Origin of the sequence: Rhodoplanes azumiensis (genome assembly GCF_042682915.1) — a bacterium.
GTDB classification, from domain to species: Bacteria; Pseudomonadota; Alphaproteobacteria; order Rhizobiales; family Xanthobacteraceae; genus Rhodoplanes; species Rhodoplanes azumiensis.
In genome coordinates this window covers 100,584-119,203 of record NZ_JBHUIW010000012.1, presented here as the reverse complement: position 1 = coordinate 119,203, position 18,620 = coordinate 100,584, and the positions used below count along the sequence as shown (strand labels likewise).

Below are 18,620 nucleotides of genomic sequence, written 5' to 3'. Positions count from 1 at the left end.
CCGACTGCGGTTATCGGAGGGGCCATGACGCTCACGGTCACGATTCTCGGCTGCGGCTCGTCGGGCGGGGTGCCGCGGCCGGCGCTCGGCTGGGGCGTGTGCGACCCGACGAATCCGAAGAACCGGCGCCGGCGCTGCTCCATCCTGGTCGACCGCGCCGGGCCGGAGGGAGTGACCCGGGTGCTGGTCGACACCTCGCCGGACCTGCGCGAGCAGCTCATCGACGCCGACGTCGAGTGGGTCGACGGCGTCCTCTACACCCACGAGCACGCCGACCACACCCACGGCATCGACGATCTGCGCGGCCTCTTCATCAAGCGCCGCAAGCGGCTCGACTGCTATCTCGACGAGGCGACCTGGCGGGTGATGTTCGCCCGGTTCGGCTACTGCTTCGTCACGCCGCCCGGCAGCCAGTACCCGCCGATCTGCAACGAGCACCGCATCGCCCCGGGCCACCCCTTCACGGTCCACGGGGCGGGCGGACCCGTGACGGTGCTGCCCTTTCTCCAGGACCACGGCGACATCCCCTCGCTCGGCTTCCGGTTCGGCGGTGTCGCCTATTCGAGCGACCTCGTCGACCTGCCGGAGACGAGCGCCGCGCTCCTGCACGGGCTCGATCTGTGGATCGTAGATGCGCTGCGCGACCGGCCGCATCCGAGCCATTTCTCGGTCGATCAGGCGCTCGCCTGGATCGACCGGCTGAAGCCGAAGCGCGCGATCCTCACCAACCTGCACAGCGATCTCGATTACGCCACGCTGGCCGCGCAGCTGCCCGACCACGTGGTGCCGGCCCATGACGGCCTGACCGTGCAGGTCGCGGACGGCGAAGTGACGATCGCGGCCGGGGCGGGTGTGGAAAGTCGGTAAGTATGTCGGCCACATGAGCGGCCCGACGGTCTCGCTCTAACCCCACGTTAACCGATCGGACCGAAACATGACCCTCGTCGCACGGTCGTCGATGACGCCATCGATGCACGCGCCGCCGACGAGGGTCGCATGTTCTTCAAGCGAACGACCGCGAAGTCCGTTGCCGTGATCGATGCGTTCCACGCCGCCGCGCCCGGGCTTCGCACTCCGGAGCACACGGTGGCGCAGGCGGCGTTCGCCGGTCTCGCCCAGTCGGTGCTCGACCGTCACCGCACCCGCAGCTACCGGTCGCTGCCGCGGCGCACCCTGCGCGACCTCGCGCTGATCCTGGTGCTGGTGCACGACGACCAGCCGTCCTTCGACCGCGCTCTGGTCGCGACCGGCATTCCGGTGGACGACATCGTCGCGCTGCGCGAGCGCGCCAGCCGGCGCGACGACCTGATCGAGCGCAGCCGCCTCGCCATGCGGATGGCGCTCGCCGAAGCGCGTGCGGTGCGCCGGGCCGCCCGCGCCGCGGCGCTGGCCGCCGCCGCGCCGCTCGACGACCCGCTCGAGGACATCCTCATGGCGCCCGAGCCGCAGGCGCCGCGATCCGGCCCCGGCCGTCTGGCCGCCTGACGCCGTCGTCGGGCCCGGGCCGAGATCGGGCCGAGATCGGGCCGAGATCGGATGAGGCCCGGCCGGCCGGGCCGTCGCGGCTGCTCCGGCCATTGCATTCCCGTGCCCGTGCCCCTATAAGCGCGCCATCTCACACGCGGATTCCGTAGGCTTCGTGCCGTCCGGTGGCGTCGGGCGACCCTTTCGCGTTCACGCGAAAATCGTCCGGGCTACATGATCCGCGGAGGAAAAACCGGAGAAGACTCAATGGCGCTGCCTGATTACAGCATGCGCCAGCTGCTCGAAGCTGGCGTGCATTTCGGCCACCAGGCCCATCGCTGGAACCCGAAGATGAAGGATTACATCTTCGGCGCCCGCAACAACATCCACATCATCGACCTCGCCCAGACGGTGCCGCTGCTGCACCAGGCGCTGAAGACGATCTCGGACACGGTCGCCCGTGGCGGTCGCATCTTGTTCGTCGGCACCAAGCGCCAGGCGCAGGACATCGTCGCCGACAGCGCCAAGCGTTGCGCCCAGTACTACGTCAACTCGCGCTGGCTCGGCGGCACGCTGACCAACTGGAAGACCATCTCGGAGTCGATCAAGCGGCTGCGCAAGCTCGACGAGATGCTCGCCTCCGGCGAGGCCCAGGCCTACACCAAGAAGGAGCGGCTGACGCTGACCCGCGAGCGCGACAAGCTCGACCGGGCGCTCGGCGGCATCAAGGACATGGGCGGCCTGCCCGACCTCCTGTTCGTGATCGACACCAACAAGGAGGACATCGCGATCAAGGAGGCCAAGCGCCTCGGCATCCCGGTGGCCGCCATCGTCGACACCAACTGCGATCCGGACGGCATCACCTACATCGTGCCGGGCAACGACGACGCCGGTCGCGCCATCAGCCTCTATTGCGACCTCGTCTCGCGCGCCGCCATCGACGGCATCTCGCGCGCCCACGGCGAGGCCGGCATCGACATCGGCGAGGCGGAGGCCCCGATCGTCGAGGATCTGCCGGCCGAGACCGCCACGGGCGGCGTCGGCTACGAGCCGCTGTCCGGTCCGCGCGGCGTCGCCGACGACCTCAAGAAGCTCACCGGCGTGTCGCCGGCGATCGAGCGCAAGCTCAACGACCTCGGCATCTTCCACTACTGGCAGATCGCCGCCTTCGGTCCCGATGCGGCGAGCCATGTCGGCGACGCGGTCGGCCTGCCGGGCCGGGTCGAGAAGTGGATCGCCAAGGCGAAGGAGCTGAGCGCCGAGGCCGAGTGACGACGACGGCGGCGCCGGACAGGGGTCCGCGCCGCCTTCGACCCGTGCGCGCCGCCGCCGGTCCGCCGCCGGCGGCTCCGTCACGGTGGCGTCAAGTTAGTCGTGGATGCCCGGGGCCGGCACGGCCGGACCGGTCCGGCTTCGACCGGACGATCCGGTCTTCCGACCGGACCCGCGAGCGTCCCGTCCAGAGGACAATTCGAGATGGCGAACATCAGCGCTTCCTTGGTGAAAGAGCTCCGCGAGAAGACCGGCGCGGGCATGATGGACTGCAAGGCCGCCCTCGGCGAGACCGACGGGGATCTCGAGGCGGCGGTCGACTGGCTGCGCAAGAAAGGCCTCGCCAAGGCCGCCAAGAAGGCCGGGCGCGTCGCCGCCGAGGGCCTGATCGGCGTCGCCGTGAAGGACAAGAAGGGCGTCGTCGTCGAGGTCAACTCGGAGACCGACTTCGTCGCCCGCAACGACCTGTTCCAGGGTCTGGTGCGCATGGTCGCCCAGGTCGCGCTCGACGTCGGCACCGACATCGAGGCGATCGCGGCCGCCAAGGTCGGCGAGACGACGATCGCCGAGGCGCTGTCCTCCGCCATCGCGACCATCGGCGAGAACATGACGCTGCGCCGCGCCGCCGGCCTCGAGGTGTCGCAGGGCGTCATCGGCCAGTACGTGCATTCGTCGGTCGCCGAGGGCCTCGGCAAGATCGGCGTGATCGTCGCGCTGGAGTCGCCCGGCAAGACCGACGAGCTCCTCGCGCTCGGCCGCCTCGTCGCCATGCACATCGCCGCGTCGAACCCGCTGGCGGTCGACGAATCGGGGGTCGATCCGGCCGTGGTGGCGCGCGAGAAGGAAGTGCTGGCCGACAAGGCGCGCCAGCAGGGCAAGCCCGACAAGGTGATCGAGAAGATCGCCGAATCCGGCATCAAGACCTTCTTCAAGGAGGTCTGCCTCGTCGATCAGCCCTACATCCGCGACACCGGCAAGACCGTCGCCCAGGCCCTCAAGGAGGCCGAGGGCAAGGTCGGCGGCGCCATCAAGGTGACGGGCTTCGTGCGCTACGCTCTCGGCGAGGGCATCGAGCGCAAGGAGTCGGACTTCGCCGCCGAGGTCGCGGCCGCGGCCGGGCAGGGCTGATACGGAACCCGACCGGCTGGTTCGCCGTCATTCCGGGCCGGCCCATCGCGCCGGACCCGGAATCCAGCCGACGATTCGGTGTTCGGGGCCGGCATCCGGGTTCGCCCCAGCGGTGCGCCTCGGACTGACTCGGTGAGCGGCCGACGATGAGGCCAAGCTGCGCGAGAGGAGCACGGAGATGTCGTCGGCGCCGTATCGTCGGGTCATCGTCAAGCTCTCGGGCGAGGCGCTCGCCGGCGCCGAACCGCACGGCATCGATCTCGACACGATCGATCGCTTCGCCGCCGACCTGATCGCCGCCCAGGCGCTCGGCGTCACGCTCGGCGTGGTCGTCGGTGGCGGCAATCTTCTGCGCGGCGCCACCGCCGCCGCCCACGGCGCCGACCGCACCATCGCCGACGTGATGGGCATGCTGGCGACCGTGATGAACGCGCTGGCGCTCGAATCGGCGATCGAGCGGCTCGGCGGGCGCGCCCGCACCGTCTCGGCGATCGCCATGCCGCAGGTCTGCGAGACCTACGAGCGCCGCGCCGCGCGTCGTCATCTCGACGACGGCCGCATCGTCCTGTTCGCCGCCGGCACCGGCAATCCGTTCTTCACGACCGACACCACGGCGGTGCTGCGCGCCGCCGAGATGGGTGCGCAGGCGGTGCTCAAGGCGACCAATGTGGACGGGGTCTACAGCGCCGATCCCAAGCGCGATCCGGCCGCGGTGCGTTACGACCGTCTCGGTCTCGACGAGGCCATCGAGAAGCGCCTCGGGGTCATGGATCTGACCGCGTTTTCCCTTGCCCGGGACCATCGCATCCCTATCATCGTGTTCTCGATCCGCGAACCCGGGGCCATCGAGTCGGTCTTGCGAGGCGCCGGTCGCGCCACCATCGTCGGCGGCTGAGATGCGCGGGCACGCGCCCCCGGCCGGCGGCAAGACCGGGCACGAGACCGGGCACGAGACCGGAGACTGGACCGCGACGCCCGCGGCGTTCGCAAGGTTCGCACTGTTCATGGCGAGCGGCGCGCCAGACGAATCCGAGTCCCGCTCGGATCCCGCGCCGTCGCTTCTGGAGAAATGTCGATGAGCGAAACCTACGACATTAACGAGCTGAAGCGCCGCATGCAGGGCGCCATCGGGGTGCTCAAGCAGGAGCTCGGCGGCCTGCGCACCGGCCGCGCCTCGACGGCGCTCCTGGATCACGTCCAGGCCGAGGTCTACGGCAGCCACATGCCGCTCAACCAGCTCGCCTCGATCAGCGTGCCGGAACCGCGGCTGATCAGCGTGCAGGTGTGGGACAAGTCGGCCGTCCACGCGGTCGAGAAGGCGATCGTCGCCGCCAATATCGGCCTCACGCCCAACACCGAGGGCCAGGTGATCCGCCTGCGCGTGCCGGAGCTCAACGAGGAGCGCCGCAAGGAGCTGGTGAAGGTCGCGCACAAGTATGCCGAGACCGCCCGCGTCGCGGTGCGTCACGTGCGGCGCGACGGCATGGAGCTGCTGAAGAAGCTCGACAAGGACGGCAAGATCGGCCGCGACGATCACGAGCGCATGTCCGAGGAGGTCCAGAAGGCCACCGACCAGGCGATCGCCGACATCGACCACACGCTCGCCGCCAAGGAAAAAGAGGTCATGACGGTCTAGCCTTTTCGCGCGGGACGAGGGGGCGGAGACGCTGTGATCGGGGCGCCCGGAGCCGAGCCATGTCCACGGCCGTGACGACGTCGGAGGCGGTGCGCGGGGCGCCCGGGTCGGGCTGCGCCGCACCGCGTCACGTCGGCCTGATCATGGACGGCAACGGGCGCTGGGCGGCGCAGCGCGGCCTGCCCCGTCGCGAAGGCCATCGTCGGGGCGTCGAGGCGCTGCGGCGCACCGTGCGGGCCGCCGGCGCGCTCGGCATCGGCATCCTCACCATCTTCTCGTTCTCGTCGGAGAACTGGTCGCGGCCGCCCTCCGAGATCAGCGACCTGATGGGGCTGCTGCGCCGCTTCATCCGCAACGACCTCGTCGACTTGCACGAGAGCAACGTGAAGGTGAGGGTGATAGGCGAGCGCACGACGCTCTCGCCCGACATCGCCGGCCTCTTGTGCGAGGCCGAGGAACTGACCCGTGCCAACACCGGGCTCGTCCTCGTCGTCGCCTTCAACTACGGCTCGCGCCAGGAGATCGCCCGCGCGGCGCAGCGCCTCGCCGCCGAGGTCGCGGCCGGCCGCCTCGCGCCCGAGGCGATCACGGCCGAGCTGATCTCGTCGCGTCTCGACGCCCCCGACATCCCCGATCCCGACCTCATCATCCGCACCAGCGGCGAGCAGCGCCTGTCCAACTTCCTCCTGTGGCAGGCCGCCTACAGCGAGCTGGTGTTCGTGCCCCTCTACTGGCCCGAGTTCGACCAGTCCGCCCTCGAGGGCGCGATCGCCGAGTACCGGCGACGCGAACGTCGGTTCGGCGGCCTGGCGGCGGCGGGCGCCGGACCGTGACCGTGCCCGATGACGTCGACTCCCCGGCGATCTCCGCTCCCTCCCCGAAGAAACGCAGCGACACGCTGATCCGCGTCGTCTCCGCCGTGGTGCTGGCGCCGCTCGCGATCGGCGCCGTGCTGGTCGGCGGCTGGCCGTTCGTCCTGTTCTGGACCGTCGCGGCGATCGGCGTGCACTGGGAGTGGGCCTCCGAGATCCTTCGGCTGTCCCGCCAGATTCAGGCGATCGGGGCCGGGGTGTTGGGCATCGCCGGCCTGATCGCCGGCACGGGGCGGCCCGGGCTCGCCGTGCTGGTGCTCGTCGGCGGCATCGCCGCCATGGCGGTCTGGGGCGCCGAGCGGCGCGCCTGGTGCGTCGGCGGGCTCGCCTATGCCGGCCTGGTGCTGGCCGGCCCCGCCGTGCTGCGGGCCGATCCGGGCTGGGGCGTCGCCGCGATCTTCTTCCTGTTCGCGGTGGTGTGGGCGACCGACGTGCTCGCCTATTTCGGCGGCCGCACCTTCGGCGGGCCGAAGCTCGCCCCGTCGATCAGCCCGGGCAAGACCTGGTCGGGCGGCATCACCGGGGCGGTCGGCGGCGTGGTCGCCGGACTTCTCGTCGCGGCGCTCGCCGGGGTGCCGAATCTCCTCGCCGTGGCGGCCCTCGCCTTGGTACTGTCCGCCGTCTCGCAGGCCGGCGACCTCTTCGAGTCGGCCGTCAAGCGACGCTTCGGCGTCAAGGATTCCAGCCGTATCATTCCGGGACACGGCGGCCTGATGGACCGGCTCGACGGCTTTCTGGCCGCCGCCGGCGCGGCCGCCCTGCTCGGGGCGTTACGGGGCGGCGTCGACGGTGCGGCGCACGGGCTGCTGGTCTGGTGATTGCTCTTTGGTGATTGGTCCGGTGTATCGACATGAGCCCCGTTCCCTATGACATGACGCCGGCCGTCGCCCCCGTGGAGCGCAGCGTGACGCTGCTCGGGGCGACCGGCTCGATCGGATCGTCGACCGTCGACCTGATCCGCCGCGCCCGCGACCGCTACCGGGTCGAGGCCGTGACGGCCGCGACGAACGCCGCGGCGCTCGCAGCTCTCGCCCGCGATCTCGGGGCGAAGTTCGCCGCCGTCGCCGATCCGGCCCTCTACGACGACCTGAAGCGCGAGCTCTCCGGCAGCGGCATCGAGGCGGGGGCGGGGCCCGAGGCGCTGGTCGAGGCGGCCCGTCGCCCGGCCGACTGGGTGATGGCCGCCATCACCGGGGCCGCCAGCCTGAAGCCGACGCTCGCGGCGGCCGACCGCGGCGCCATCGTGGCGCTCGCCAACAAGGAGTGCCTGGTCTGCGCCGGCACCCTGTTCATGCGGCGGGCCGCGGCGGCGGGCGCCACCGTGCTGCCGGTCGATTCCGAGCACAACGCCGTCTTCCAGTCGCTCGCCTCCGGCCGCCGGGCCGAGGTCAAGCGCATCGTCATCACGGCCTCGGGCGGCCCGTTCCGGACCTGGCCGATCGAGCGGATCCGCCAGGCGACCGTCGAGGAGGCGCTGAAGCACCCGAACTGGTCGATGGGGCCGAAGATCACCATCGACTCGGCCTCGATGATGAACAAGGGCCTCGAGATCATCGAGGCGCACCACCTGTTCGCCGCCTCCGCCGACGAGATCGACGTGCTGGTCCACCCGCAGTCGATCGTCCATGGCGGCGTCGAGTTCGTGGACGGGTCGATGGTGGCCCAGATCGGCCCGCCCGACATGCGGGTGCCGATCGCCCACTGCCTCGCTTGGCCGGCCCGCATGGCGGGGGCGACGCGCCTGTCCTTCGACCAGCTCGCCACCCTGACCTTCGAGGCGCCCGACGAGGTGCGGTTCCCGGCCTTGCGGCTCGCCAAGGCGGCGATGACGACCGGGCAGGGGGCGCCGACCGTGCTGAACGCCGCCAACGAGATCGCGGTCGCGGCCTTCCTGGACCGCAAGATCGGATTCCCGCACATCGCCGCCCTGGTCGAGGCGACGCTCGACGCGAGCGCCGCCCGCGGCGTGCTGCGCGAGCCGGCCGATCCGGACGAGGCGGTGGCCGTTGACCATACGGCCAGATCGCTCGCCCGCGACCTCTTGCCGGAAATCGCCGCAAAGGCATTCTAGCAAGCTTAACAAATGGTGGACGGTCGTATCCGTCCCGCAACCCTCGACGAGGTCGTGATGGGATCCAATCTGCTCGCCTCGATGAACGATCTCGGCCTCGGCTTTCTGGGCTATCTGATCCCGTTCCTGTTCGTGCTGACCATCGTGGTGTTCTTCCACGAGCTCGGGCACTACCTGATCGCCAAGGCGAACGGCATCAAGGTTCTGACCTTCTCGATCGGCTTCGGGCCCGAGATCGTCGGCTTCGACGACCGCAGCGGCACCCGCTGGAAGCTCTCGGCGATCCCGCTCGGCGGCTACGTCAAGTTCTTCGGCGACGAGAACGCGGCGAGCGTGCCCGACCAGGACGCGCTCTCCGGCCTCTCCGAGGCCGAGAAGCGGCAGACCTTCCCGGGCCAGTCGGTGGCCGCGCGCGCGGCCGTGGTCGCGGCCGGTCCGTTGGCAAATTTCCTACTCGCCATCGTGATTTTTGCCGGCATCTTCATGTTGCATGGCAAGCAGGTCACGACCCCGCGGATCGATTCGATCCAGGCCGGCAGCGCCGCCGAGGCGGCCGGCTTCGTGACCGGCGACGTGGTCCGCGCGATCGACGGACGGTGGATCGATTCGTTCTCCGACATGCAGCGGATCGTCAGCGGGTCCGCCGGCCAGACGCTGCGGGTCACGATCGATCGCGGCGGTGCCTCGCTGACCCTGAGCGTCGTCCCGACCCTCAAGGAGATGAAGGACAATTTCGGCAACGTCCATCGCCTGGGCGTGCTCGGAATCACCCGGTCGATGTCGCCCGGGGACGTCAAGACCCAGACGGTCGGTCCGCTCCGGGCGGCCTGGATGGGGGTCGAGGAGACCTGGTTCATCGTCGAGCGCACGCTCGGCTACATCGGCGGCATCGTGGTCGGCCGCGAGAGTGCCGACCAGCTCGGCGGCCCGATCCGCATCGCCCAGGTGTCCGGCCAGGTGGCGACCGCCGGATTCGTCGCCCTCCTGCATCTCGCCGCCGTGCTGTCGGTGTCGATCGGGCTCCTGAACCTGTTCCCGGTGCCGCTGCTCGACGGCGGGCACCTCGTCTTCTACGCGATCGAGGCGGTCCGCGGACGACCCTTGTCGGACCGCGCCCAGGAGGTCGGCTTCCGCATCGGCTTCGCCCTCGTGATCATGCTCATGATCTTCGCAACCTTTAACGATATCCTGCACTTGGCCACGTCATAATGTGCGCACAAGTCCGCCATAATGTGTGACGCGACGGCCACTGGGGGCGCCCAAATGGAGGGTCTGGGGGGACTCTCTGTTCCCAGGGGCGGTTAAAGCCGATACAAGCGGAGGCGGAATCGTTCGCGACGGGCGGTGGTGGGGATTCTTTTGGGGGCCCATAGCGTATGGCACTGGGGTTGAAGGCAAATCGGACGTTTTTCGCGATCGCCTTGATGGTCGCTCAGACGTTCACGGCGGGGGTCGTCGCGACCGTGTCGGTCACGCCGGTCCAAGCGCAGTCGGCGTCGCAGATCGTCGTCGAGGGCAATCGGCGCGTCGAGGCCGATACGATCCGGTCCTACTTCAAGACTGGGCCGGGCGAGCGTCTCGACGCCGCGAAGATCGACGAGGCCCTCAAGTCGCTCTATGCGACGGGCCTCTTCCAGGATGTGCGGATCACCCCGTCGGGCGGGCGCATCGTCGTCACCGTGGTGGAGAACCAGGTTCTCAACCGCGTGGCCTTCGAGGGCAATCGCAAGGTCAAGGACGAGCAACTTCTGACCGAGGTGCAGTCCAAGCCGCGCGGCACCTTCTCGCGCGCCATCGTCCAGGCCGACACCCAGCGCATCGTCGACATCTACCAGCGCAGCGGCCGCTACGACGTGCGCGTCGAGCCGAAGGTCATCGAGTTGCCCAACGGCCGCGTCGACCTGGTCTTCGAGATCGACGAGGGCGCCAAGACCGGCGTCGCCAAGATCGTCTTCGTCGGCAACAAGTCGTTCTCCGACTGGCGCCTCAAGGACGTCGTCAAGACCGGCGAGACCAACTGGCTCTCCTGGCTCAAGAGCAACGACATCTTCGATCCGGACCGGGTCGAGGTCGATCGTGACCTGATCCGCCGCTTCTACCTGCGCAACGGCTTCGCCGACGTGCGCGTGGTCTCGGCGATCTCCGAGTACGACCCGTCCCGCAAGGGCTTCGTCATCACCTTCACGATCGACGAGGGCGACCGCTACAAGTTCGGCTCGGTCGAGATCCAGTCGTCGGTCCGCAACATCAACGTCGATCAGCTCCGCGCGCGGCTGCGGACCAAGCCGGGCGGCGTCTACAATGCCGACGCGGTCGAGAAGACCGTCGAGGATCTCACCGTCGAGGTCGCCAAGCTCGGCTATCCGTTCGCCAACATCCGGCCGCGCGGCGACCGTGACTTCAACGCCCGGCTCGTCAACGTCGTCTACGTCATGGAGGAGGGGCAGCGGGCCTATATCGAGCGGATCAACATCCGCGGCAACACCCGCACCCGCGACTACGTGATCCGGCGCGAGTTCGACATCGTCGAGGGCGACGCCTACAACCGCGCGCTCATCGACCGGGCCGAGCGGCGCATCAAGAACCTCAACTACTTCAAGAGCGTCCGCATCACCAACGAGCCGGGCTCGGCGCCCGACCGGGTGATCGTGAACGTCGACGTGGAAGAGCAGGCGACCGGCGAGTTCTCGGTCTCCGGCGGCTATTCGACGGCGGATGGCTTCATCGGCGAAGTGAGCGTCGGCGAGCGCAACCTGCTCGGCCGCGGTCACGTGGCCCGTGGGTCGATCACCTACGGCCAGCGATCGCGCGGCTTCGAATTGTCCTTCGTCGAGCCTTATCTGATGGGTCAGCGGCTGGCGCTCGGCGTCGACGTGTTCGGCAAGGAGACGACCTCGACGAGCTACTACTCGTACACGTCGAGCACCCTCGGCGGGAACCTGAAGCTCGGCATCCCGATCACCGACAACCTGTCGATCCAGCCGCGCTACACCGGCTATCGCCAGGAGATCGAGCTCTCCAACGCCTACAACAACTGTAACAACCTCAATCCCGACTGGGTGAACTCCTTCCCGACGACTCTGTTCTACGGCCAGAGCCCGGCGACGACCTACCAGGGTGTCGGAACGAACATGAACTGCTACGCCGACGGCGAGGCTTCGCTGGCGGTGCGGCGCGAGCTCGCCAACGGCCCGGTCTTCGTCTCGGCCGTGGGCGCGACGCTGAGCTACAACACGCTCGACAACAACAAGAACCCGACCAACGGCCTGCTCATCACGGTGGCCGAGGACTTCGCCGGCGTCGGCGGCGACGTCAACTACTCGAAGACCACCATCGACACCCGGCTCTACAACGAGATCCTGCCCGACATCGTCGGCTCGATCCGGGTGCAGGGCGGCTTCGCGACCGGCTGGGGCGGCGAGAGCCTGCGCATGCTCGACCACTTCCAGGGCGGCCCGAACCTGGTCCGCGGCTTCCAGACCGCCGGCTGGGGTCCGCGCGACATCACGCCGGGCACCAACCAGGACGCCCTCGGCGGCTCGATGTACTGGGCCGTGAACCTCGAGGTGCAGACGCCCCTGTTCTTCGCGCCGAAGGACTTCGGCATGAAGCTCGCGGTGTTCGCCGACGCCGGCCAGCTCCTCGACTATCAGGGGCCGACCTCCTGGGCCGCGCGCGGCCTGGTGATGACTTGCCCGGGCCAGGCCATCAACACCCAGAATCCGATGGCGAACGTGCCCTGCTACGGCGACGACAACATCATCCGCTCGTCGGTGGGTGTCGGCCTGATCTGGGCCTCGCCGTTCGGCCCGCTGCGCTTCGACCTCGCCTATCCGATCTCCTACGCGGATTACGACAAGAAGCAGATCTTCCGGTTCGGCGGCGGCACCAAGTTCTGACGCCGCGCCGATCCCCCGCCGACCGGGCAGGCCCCGATCGGCGAGCGAGACACCCGCCCGGGGCCGACGGCCCCGGGCGTCGCATTTCGGGCGTCGCATTTCGGCCTCCCGCAAAAACCGGGGCGCGAGGGCCATCGGGGCGTTGTCAGCCCCGACCGAAACTGGCAACCCTCTCGCCATGTTTCGTCCGGCCGATCGTCGTCGCCTCCGTCCCATCGCGCCCCGTCGCCGGCGTCGCCACCCCGGGGCTGTGTCGCCGCCATGAGCGAACCGTTCTTCTTCTCGCCGTCGACCACGCTCACGCTCGCCGAGATCACCCGGCTGACCGGCGCCGAGCCGGCGGCCGGGGCGCCGCTCGACCGCGTCATCCGCGACGTCGCGACCCTCGACCAAGCCGGGCCGTCCGACCTCGCCTTCCTGGAGAACCCGCGCTACCTCGACGAGCTGGCGGCGAGCCGTGCCGGGGCCTGCCTGATCGCGCCGCGGCTCGCCGCCGCCGCGCCCGAGCACCTGCCCGTGCTGGTCGTGAAGGATCCGCACCGTGCGTTCGTCGCCGTCGCCCGCGCCCTCTATCCGGCCGCCCTGAAGCCGGCGTCGCTGTTCGGCGGCCAGGGCGTCGCGCCCGGCGCCTCGGTGCATCCGGCGGCGCGGCTGGAGGCCGGCGTCACGGTCGATCCGGGTGCTGTCGTCGGGCCGGGCGCCGAGATCGGCGCCGGCACCGTGATCGGGCCGACCGCCGTGATCGGGCCGGGGGTCCGGATCGGACGCGACTGCGCCATCGGGGCCGGCGTCACGCTCACCCATGCCCTGGTCGGCGACCGCGTGATCATCCACCCCGGCTGCCGCATCGGCCAGGACGGCTTCGGCTTCGTGATGGGGCCGGGCGGCCACCAGAAGGTGCCGCAGCTGCGCCGGGTCATCATCCAGAACGACGTCGAGATCGGCGCCGGCACCACGATCGACCGCGGCGGCACCCGCGACACCGTGATCGGCGAGGGCACCAAGATCGACAACCTCGTGCAGATCGGCCACAACGTGCTGATCGGCCGCCACTGCGTGATCGTCGCCCAGGTCGGCATCTCGGGCAGCACGGTGCTGGAGGACTACGTCGTCCTCGGCGCCCGCTCCGGCACCAACAACCACGTGGTGATCGGCCAGGGCGCCCAGGTCGCGGCGCTCAGCGGGGTCAATTCCGACATTCCGCCGGGCCAGCGCTGGGGCGGCTTCCCGGCCAAGCCGGCCAAGGCCTGGATGCGCGAGCTGCGCGCCATCAACCGCCTCGCCCAGGGCAAGGGCGGCGGCGACAAACCCGAACGATCAGATGACGAAAAGCATTGAGGACGCCGCGATGACGGAGGCTGTCACGAAGCTGGAGGCGGCCGACATCTCGGCCATCATGAAGTCCCTGCCGCACCGCTACCCGTTCCTGCTGGTGGACCGGGTGATCAACATCCGCGGCGCCGAGTTCGGCATCGGCATCAAGAACGTCACGTTCAACGAGCCGCAGTTCATGGGGCATTTCCCCGAGATGCCGGTGTTTCCGGGCGTCTTGATGATCGAGGGGATGGCGCAGACCGCCGGCGTCCTCTGCGTGCTGTCCGGCGAGATCGGGCGCCCGCCCTACACGGTGTTCTTCACCACCATCGACAAGGTGAAGTTCCGTAAGCCGGTGACCCCCGGCGACACCATCGAGTACCACATGACCAAGCTGTCGCGCCGGCGCAACATGTGGTGGTTCCGCGGCGAGGCGAAGGTCGCCGGCCAGCTGGTCGCGGAGGCCGAGGTCAGCGCCGTGCTGTCGGGAGTGTGAGCCGCATGCCCATGATCGATCCGAGCGCCCGCGTCGCGGACGGAGCCCGTCTCGCCGACGACGTCGAGGTCGGCCCGTTCTGCACGGTCGGGCCGAACGTCGAGATCGGCGCCGGAACGCGGCTGATCTCGCACGTCGCCATCACGGGCCACACCGTGATCGGCGAGCGCAACACCATCCATCCGTTCGCCTCGCTCGGCACGCCGCCGCAGTCGACCCATTATCGCGGCGGGCCGACCCGGCTCGTGGTCGGCTCCGACAACGACATCCGCGAAGGCGTCACCATGAACACCGGGACCGAGGACGATCACGGCCTCACCCGGGTGGGTAGCCACTGCTTCTTCATGGTCGGCTCGCATGTCGGCCACGACTGCGTGGTCGGCGACCATGTCACCTTCGCCAACAACGCCGTGCTGGGCGGGCACGTCCAGGTCGGCTCTTATGTGGTGTTCGGCGGTCAGGCGGCGGTGCGCCAGTTCGTGCGCATCGGCGACTTCGCCATGATCGTCGGCCTCTCCGGCGTGCGCGCCGACGTGATCCCGTTCGGCCTGGTGCACGGCCAGTCGGCCGAGCTGATCGGCCTCAACGTCGTCGGCATGAAGCGGCGCGGTCTCTCCAAGGCCGACATCCACAAGGTGCATCGCGGCTTCGAGGCGCTGTTCTTCGGCGCGGGCACGTTTCGCGAGCGGCTCGATCTCGTCGCCGCCGATCTCGGCGACGACCCGCTGATCGGCCAGATCGTCGGCTTCATCCGCGCCGGCACGCGGCCCCTCACCATGGGCGTGAAGCGCGCCGCGTTGCGCGCCGCGACGTGACGGCGGGGCGATGACGGACGCGGCCGCAGCACGAGCGGGCGAGCCCCTCGCCCTGGTCTGCGGTAGCGGCCGGCTGCCCGGCGACATCGCCGCCAAGGTCGCGGCCACGGGCCGGCCCGTGGTGCTGTTCGCCCTGACCGGCTGGGCCGACCCGGCCGTCGTCGAGACGTTCCGCCATCACTGGGTGCCGCTCGCCCGCTACGGCGCGTTCCGAAGGCTGATGCGGCAGGAGGGCTGCCGCGACGTCGTCGTCATCGGTGGTCTGACCCGCCCGTCGCCGTTCGGGCTGCGGCTCGACTGGGGCACCGTGCAGGTTCTGCCGAAAGTGGTCCGCGCGTTCCGCGGCGGCGACGATCATCTGCTCTCCAGCGTCGGCAAAATCCTGGAAGCGGACGGCTTCCGCCTGCTCGGCGCGCACGAGGTGGCGCCCGACATCCTGGCGCCGGAAGGCCGTTTGGGCACTCGGGCGCCGACCGTCCGCGACCACGCCGACATTGCGCTCGGCCTCGATCTGCTCGCCGCGACGAGCCCGTTCGACGTCGGTCAGGCCGTCGTGGTGGCGGATCGCTACGTGCTTGCCGTCGAGGCGGCCGAGGGCACCGACCGTATGCTGGCCCGCGTCGCCGAGCTGCGCGAGGTCGGGCGGATCAAGCTGCCGCGCGGTGTCGGCGTGCTGGTGAAGGCGCCCAAGATCGGCCAGGATCGCCGCTTCGACATGCCGACGGTCGGCCCGCGGACCGTCGACGGCGTCGCCCGCGCCGGGCTCGCCGGGCTCGCGGTCGCCGCCGGCGGCGTCATCCTGGCGGAGCCGCAGGAGATCGCGCGCCGCGCCGAGGCGGCCGGCGTGTTCGCGGTCGGCGTCGCCGCGCCGGAGGCGTCGCCATGACGGCGGCGGGCGGACCGACCATCGCCGTGGTGGCGACCGAGGCGTCGGGCGACCGGCTCGGCGCCGGCCTGCTGGCGGCGCTGCGTGCCCGGATGCCGGCGGCGCGCTTCGTCGGGCTCGGCGGCGCCGAGATGGCGGGGCAGGGGCTGCACAGCCTGTTTCCGATCGACGAGCTGGCCATCATCGGCATCACGGCGATCGTCTCGCGGCTGCCCGAGCTATTGGGAAAGATCAGGGCGGCGGCCGACGCCATCGTGGCCGAAAGACCCGACGTGCTGGTGATCATCGACAGCCCGGAGTTCACCCACCGGGTCGCGCGCCGCGTCCGACGGGCGATGCCGGGGCTGCCGGTCGTCGACTACGTGTCGCCCTCCGTGTGGGCGTGGCGGCCGGGGCGGGCACGCGCCATGACGGCGTATGTCGACCACGTGCTGGCGCTCCTCCCGTTCGAGCCCGCGGCGCACGAGAGGCTCGGCGGCCCGGCCTGCACCTATGTGGGCCACCCGCTGGCGGCCGAGACGGCGCTGCTGCGACCGGACGCGGCGGAGGCCGCTCGCCGCGAGGCGAAGCCGCCCGTGGTGCTGGCGCTGCCGGGCAGCCGCCGCGGCGAGCTGGCGCGCCATACCGCCGTGTTCGGCGAGGCACTGGCGGCGCTGGTGGAGCGGGCCGGGCCGGTCGACGCTGTGCTGCCCACGCCGCCCCATCACCTCGCGCGGGTTCGCGAAACCACCGCCTCCTGGGTCGTGCGCCCGCGGATCGTCGCGACGCCGGAGGAGAAATGGGCCGCGTTCCGCCAAGCCCGCGCGGCGCTCGCCGCCTCCGGCACCGTGACGCTCGAGCTCGCCGTCGCCGGCGTGCCGACCGTCGTCGCCTACAAGCTCTCGGTGATCGAGGAGATGATCGGCCGGCTGATGATCAAGGTGCCGTCGATCGTGCTGGCGAACCTGGTGCTCGGCGACAACGTGATGCCCGAGCTGATCCAGCGCGCCGCGACGCCGGACGCGCTCGCCGCCGCGCTCGCGCCCCTCCTCGGCGACACCCCGGAACGTCGCCGCCAGACCGACGCCTTCGCCCGGCTCGACACGATCATGGAGATCGGCACGGCCCGCCCGAGCGAACGCGCCGCCGACGTGGTGATCGCGGCGATGGGGCGGTGAGGGATGCGGCGCGCTGATCAACTCACCGTGCCGTCGATCGTCCCGCCATGGTGCCGGGCGAGCGGTCTCGGCGACCGCGCCCGGCGTCTCCGCTGCGACGCCGCCGCGCCCGAAACGAAACGGGGCGCCCCGAAGGCGCCCCGTGGATCGTGATCAGGCCGCGCAGACCGGCGAGGTGCCGCCTCACACCCGGCGGGAAATGTCGGTGTACTCGCGCCGGGTCGCGCCGGTGTAGAGCTGGCGGGGACGGCCGATCTTCTGGCTCGGATCCTCGATCATCTCCTTCCACTGGGCGATCCAGCCGACCGTGCGGGCGAGGGCGAACAGCACCGTGAACATCGAGGTCGGGAAGCCCATCGCCTTGAGCGTGATGCCCGAATAGAAGTCGATGTTCGGATAGAGCTTCTTCTCGATGAAGTACTCGTCGTGGAGCGCCACGCGCTCGAGCTCCATGGCGACCTCGAGCAGGTCGTCGTTGACGCCCGTCTCGGCCAGCACCTTGTGGCAGGTCGTCTGCATGATCTTGGCGCGCGGGTCGTAGTTCTTGTAGACCCGGTGGCCGAAGCCCATCAGGCGGAACGAATCGTTCGGATCCTTGGCGCGGCGGATGAACTCTGGGATGCGCTCGGGCTTGCCGATCTCGGCCAGCATCTTCAGCGCCGCCTCGTTGGCGCCGCCGTGGGCCGGACCCCACAGGCAGGCGATGCCGGCCGCGATGCAGGCGAACGGGTTGGCGCCCGAGGAGCCGGCGAGCCGCACCGTCGAGGTCGAGGCGTTCTGCTCGTGGTCCGCGTGCAGGATGAAGATGCGGTCCATGGCGCGGGCCAGGATCGGGTTCACCTTGTACTCCTCGGCCGGCACGGCGAAGCACATGCGCAGGAAGTTCGCCGAGTAGTCGAGCTCGTTCTTCGGATAGATGAACGGCTGGCCGATCGTGTATTTGTAGGCCATCGCCGCGATGGTCGGCATCTTGGCGATCATGCGGATCGAGGCCACCATCCGCTGGTGCGGATCGGAGATGTCGATCGAGTCGTGATAGAACGCCGAGAGCGCGCCGACGCAGCCCACCATGACGGCCATCGGATGCGCGTCGCGGCGGAAGCCCTGATAGAAGCGGGCCATCTGCTCGTGCACCATGGTGTGGCGGGTGACGCGCAGATCGAAGTCCTTCTTCTCGGCGGCGGTCGGCAGCTCGCCGTAGAGGAGCAGGTAGCAGGTCTCGAGGAAGTCGCCGTGCTCGGCCAGCTGCTCGATCGGGTAGCCGCGATAGAGCAGGACGCCTTCGTCACCGTCGATATAGGTGATCTTCGACTCGCAGCTCGCGGTCGACGTGAAGCCGGGATCGTAGGTGAAGATGCCGGCCTTGCTGTAGAGCTTGCTGATGTCGAGGACATCAGGGCCGATGGTCCCTTGATGGATCGGGAACGTACAGCTCTCGCTGCCGATCGTGAGGGTCCCGGTCTTCGTGTTGGCGCCCGATTTAGCGTCCATAGGCTCCTCGGATGTCAGGGGTCGAGCGAGCACACGCGGGCTCGCGCCGGCGGGCGGTCGAGGGGATCCTTCCGCGCCCGGCCGAGCCCTGCGTACCGCATCTCGTGCAGTGCGGCAAG

The 18,620-nt window shown here is 69.9% G+C and carries 17 protein-coding genes; 16 read left to right on the top strand and 1 reads right to left on the bottom strand.

Features of this window, described 5'->3' with window-relative positions; all coding sequences use genetic code 11:
- The first annotated feature begins 24 nt into the window (after positions 1-24).
- From ACFSOX_RS12180 to lpxB, 16 genes are all read left to right on the top strand, one after another.
- Positions 25-867 carry an MBL fold metallo-hydrolase gene (locus tag ACFSOX_RS12180; protein WP_378478083.1) on the top strand — a complete coding sequence of 281 codons (843 nt, stop codon included), beginning with the start codon at positions 25-27 and terminating at the stop codon, positions 865-867.
- Between the two features lie 129 nt (positions 868-996).
- Complete coding sequence (locus ACFSOX_RS12175) at positions 997-1,485, top strand: hypothetical protein (protein ID WP_378478082.1); 489 nt, start codon at positions 997-999, stop codon at positions 1,483-1,485.
- A gap of 246 nt (positions 1,486-1,731) precedes the next feature.
- Positions 1,732-2,736 (top strand): 30S ribosomal protein S2, encoded by a 1,005-nt coding sequence (locus tag ACFSOX_RS12170; RefSeq protein WP_378478081.1) that lies wholly within the window; start codon positions 1,732-1,734, stop codon positions 2,734-2,736.
- A gap of 204 nt (positions 2,737-2,940) precedes the next feature.
- Positions 2,941-3,864 carry a translation elongation factor Ts gene (gene tsf / locus ACFSOX_RS12165; protein WP_378478080.1) on the top strand — a complete coding sequence of 308 codons (924 nt, stop codon included), beginning with the start codon at positions 2,941-2,943 and terminating at the stop codon, positions 3,862-3,864.
- A gap of 178 nt (positions 3,865-4,042) precedes the next feature.
- On the top strand, positions 4,043-4,759 hold the full coding sequence (gene pyrH / locus ACFSOX_RS12160) for a UMP kinase (RefSeq protein ID WP_378478079.1): 717 nt from the start codon (positions 4,043-4,045) through the stop codon (positions 4,757-4,759).
- A 180-nt stretch (positions 4,760-4,939) separates the two neighbouring features.
- Positions 4,940-5,500, top strand: coding sequence for a ribosome recycling factor (frr, locus tag ACFSOX_RS12155; protein WP_378478078.1), 561 nt, complete (start codon positions 4,940-4,942; stop codon positions 5,498-5,500).
- A gap of 59 nt (positions 5,501-5,559) precedes the next feature.
- The gene (locus ACFSOX_RS12150; RefSeq protein ID WP_378478077.1) at positions 5,560-6,333 is read left to right on the top strand and encodes an isoprenyl transferase; all 774 of its coding nucleotides are present in this window, start codon (positions 5,560-5,562) and stop codon (positions 6,331-6,333) included.
- Positions 6,330-7,190 (top strand): phosphatidate cytidylyltransferase, encoded by an 861-nt coding sequence (locus ACFSOX_RS12145; RefSeq protein ID WP_378478076.1) that lies wholly within the window; start codon positions 6,330-6,332, stop codon positions 7,188-7,190. Before ACFSOX_RS12150 ends, ACFSOX_RS12145 begins: the two co-directional genes overlap by 4 nt.
- Positions 7,191-7,222: 32 nt before the next feature.
- Complete coding sequence (dxr, locus tag ACFSOX_RS12140) at positions 7,223-8,443, top strand: 1-deoxy-D-xylulose-5-phosphate reductoisomerase (RefSeq protein ID WP_378478075.1); 1,221 nt, start codon at positions 7,223-7,225, stop codon at positions 8,441-8,443.
- 57 nt (positions 8,444-8,500) lie between these two features.
- Positions 8,501-9,652, top strand: coding sequence for an RIP metalloprotease RseP (rseP, locus tag ACFSOX_RS12135; protein ID WP_378478074.1), 1,152 nt, complete (start codon positions 8,501-8,503; stop codon positions 9,650-9,652).
- 167 nt (positions 9,653-9,819) lie between these two features.
- On the top strand, positions 9,820-12,342 hold the full coding sequence (gene bamA, locus ACFSOX_RS12130) for an outer membrane protein assembly factor BamA (protein WP_417716677.1): 2,523 nt from the start codon (positions 9,820-9,822) through the stop codon (positions 12,340-12,342).
- A gap of 261 nt (positions 12,343-12,603) precedes the next feature.
- Positions 12,604-13,680, top strand: coding sequence for a UDP-3-O-(3-hydroxymyristoyl)glucosamine N-acyltransferase (gene lpxD, locus ACFSOX_RS12125; RefSeq protein WP_378478072.1), 1,077 nt, complete (start codon positions 12,604-12,606; stop codon positions 13,678-13,680).
- Between the two features lie 10 nt (positions 13,681-13,690).
- Positions 13,691-14,152 carry a 3-hydroxyacyl-ACP dehydratase FabZ gene (gene fabZ, locus ACFSOX_RS12120; RefSeq protein WP_378478071.1) on the top strand — a complete coding sequence of 154 codons (462 nt, stop codon included), beginning with the start codon at positions 13,691-13,693 and terminating at the stop codon, positions 14,150-14,152.
- Positions 14,153-14,157: 5 nt separating this feature from the next.
- The gene (lpxA, locus tag ACFSOX_RS12115; RefSeq protein ID WP_378478070.1) at positions 14,158-14,967 is read left to right on the top strand and encodes an acyl-ACP--UDP-N-acetylglucosamine O-acyltransferase; all 810 of its coding nucleotides are present in this window, start codon (positions 14,158-14,160) and stop codon (positions 14,965-14,967) included.
- Between the two features lie 10 nt (positions 14,968-14,977).
- Positions 14,978-15,853 carry an LpxI family protein gene (locus tag ACFSOX_RS12110; protein ID WP_378478069.1) on the top strand — a complete coding sequence of 292 codons (876 nt, stop codon included), beginning with the start codon at positions 14,978-14,980 and terminating at the stop codon, positions 15,851-15,853.
- Positions 15,850-17,010: a lipid-A-disaccharide synthase gene (lpxB, locus tag ACFSOX_RS12105; RefSeq protein WP_378478068.1), complete on the top strand. Its 1,161-nt coding sequence runs from the start codon at positions 15,850-15,852 to the stop codon at positions 17,008-17,010. Before ACFSOX_RS12110 ends, lpxB begins: the two co-directional genes overlap by 4 nt.
- A 183-nt stretch (positions 17,011-17,193) precedes the next feature.
- Here the strand turns inward: lpxB and gltA are convergent, their stop codons facing one another.
- Positions 17,194-18,501 (bottom strand): citrate synthase, encoded by a 1,308-nt coding sequence (gltA, locus tag ACFSOX_RS12100; RefSeq protein WP_378478067.1) that lies wholly within the window; start codon positions 18,499-18,501, stop codon positions 17,194-17,196.
- Positions 18,502-18,620 lie beyond the last annotated feature (119 nt).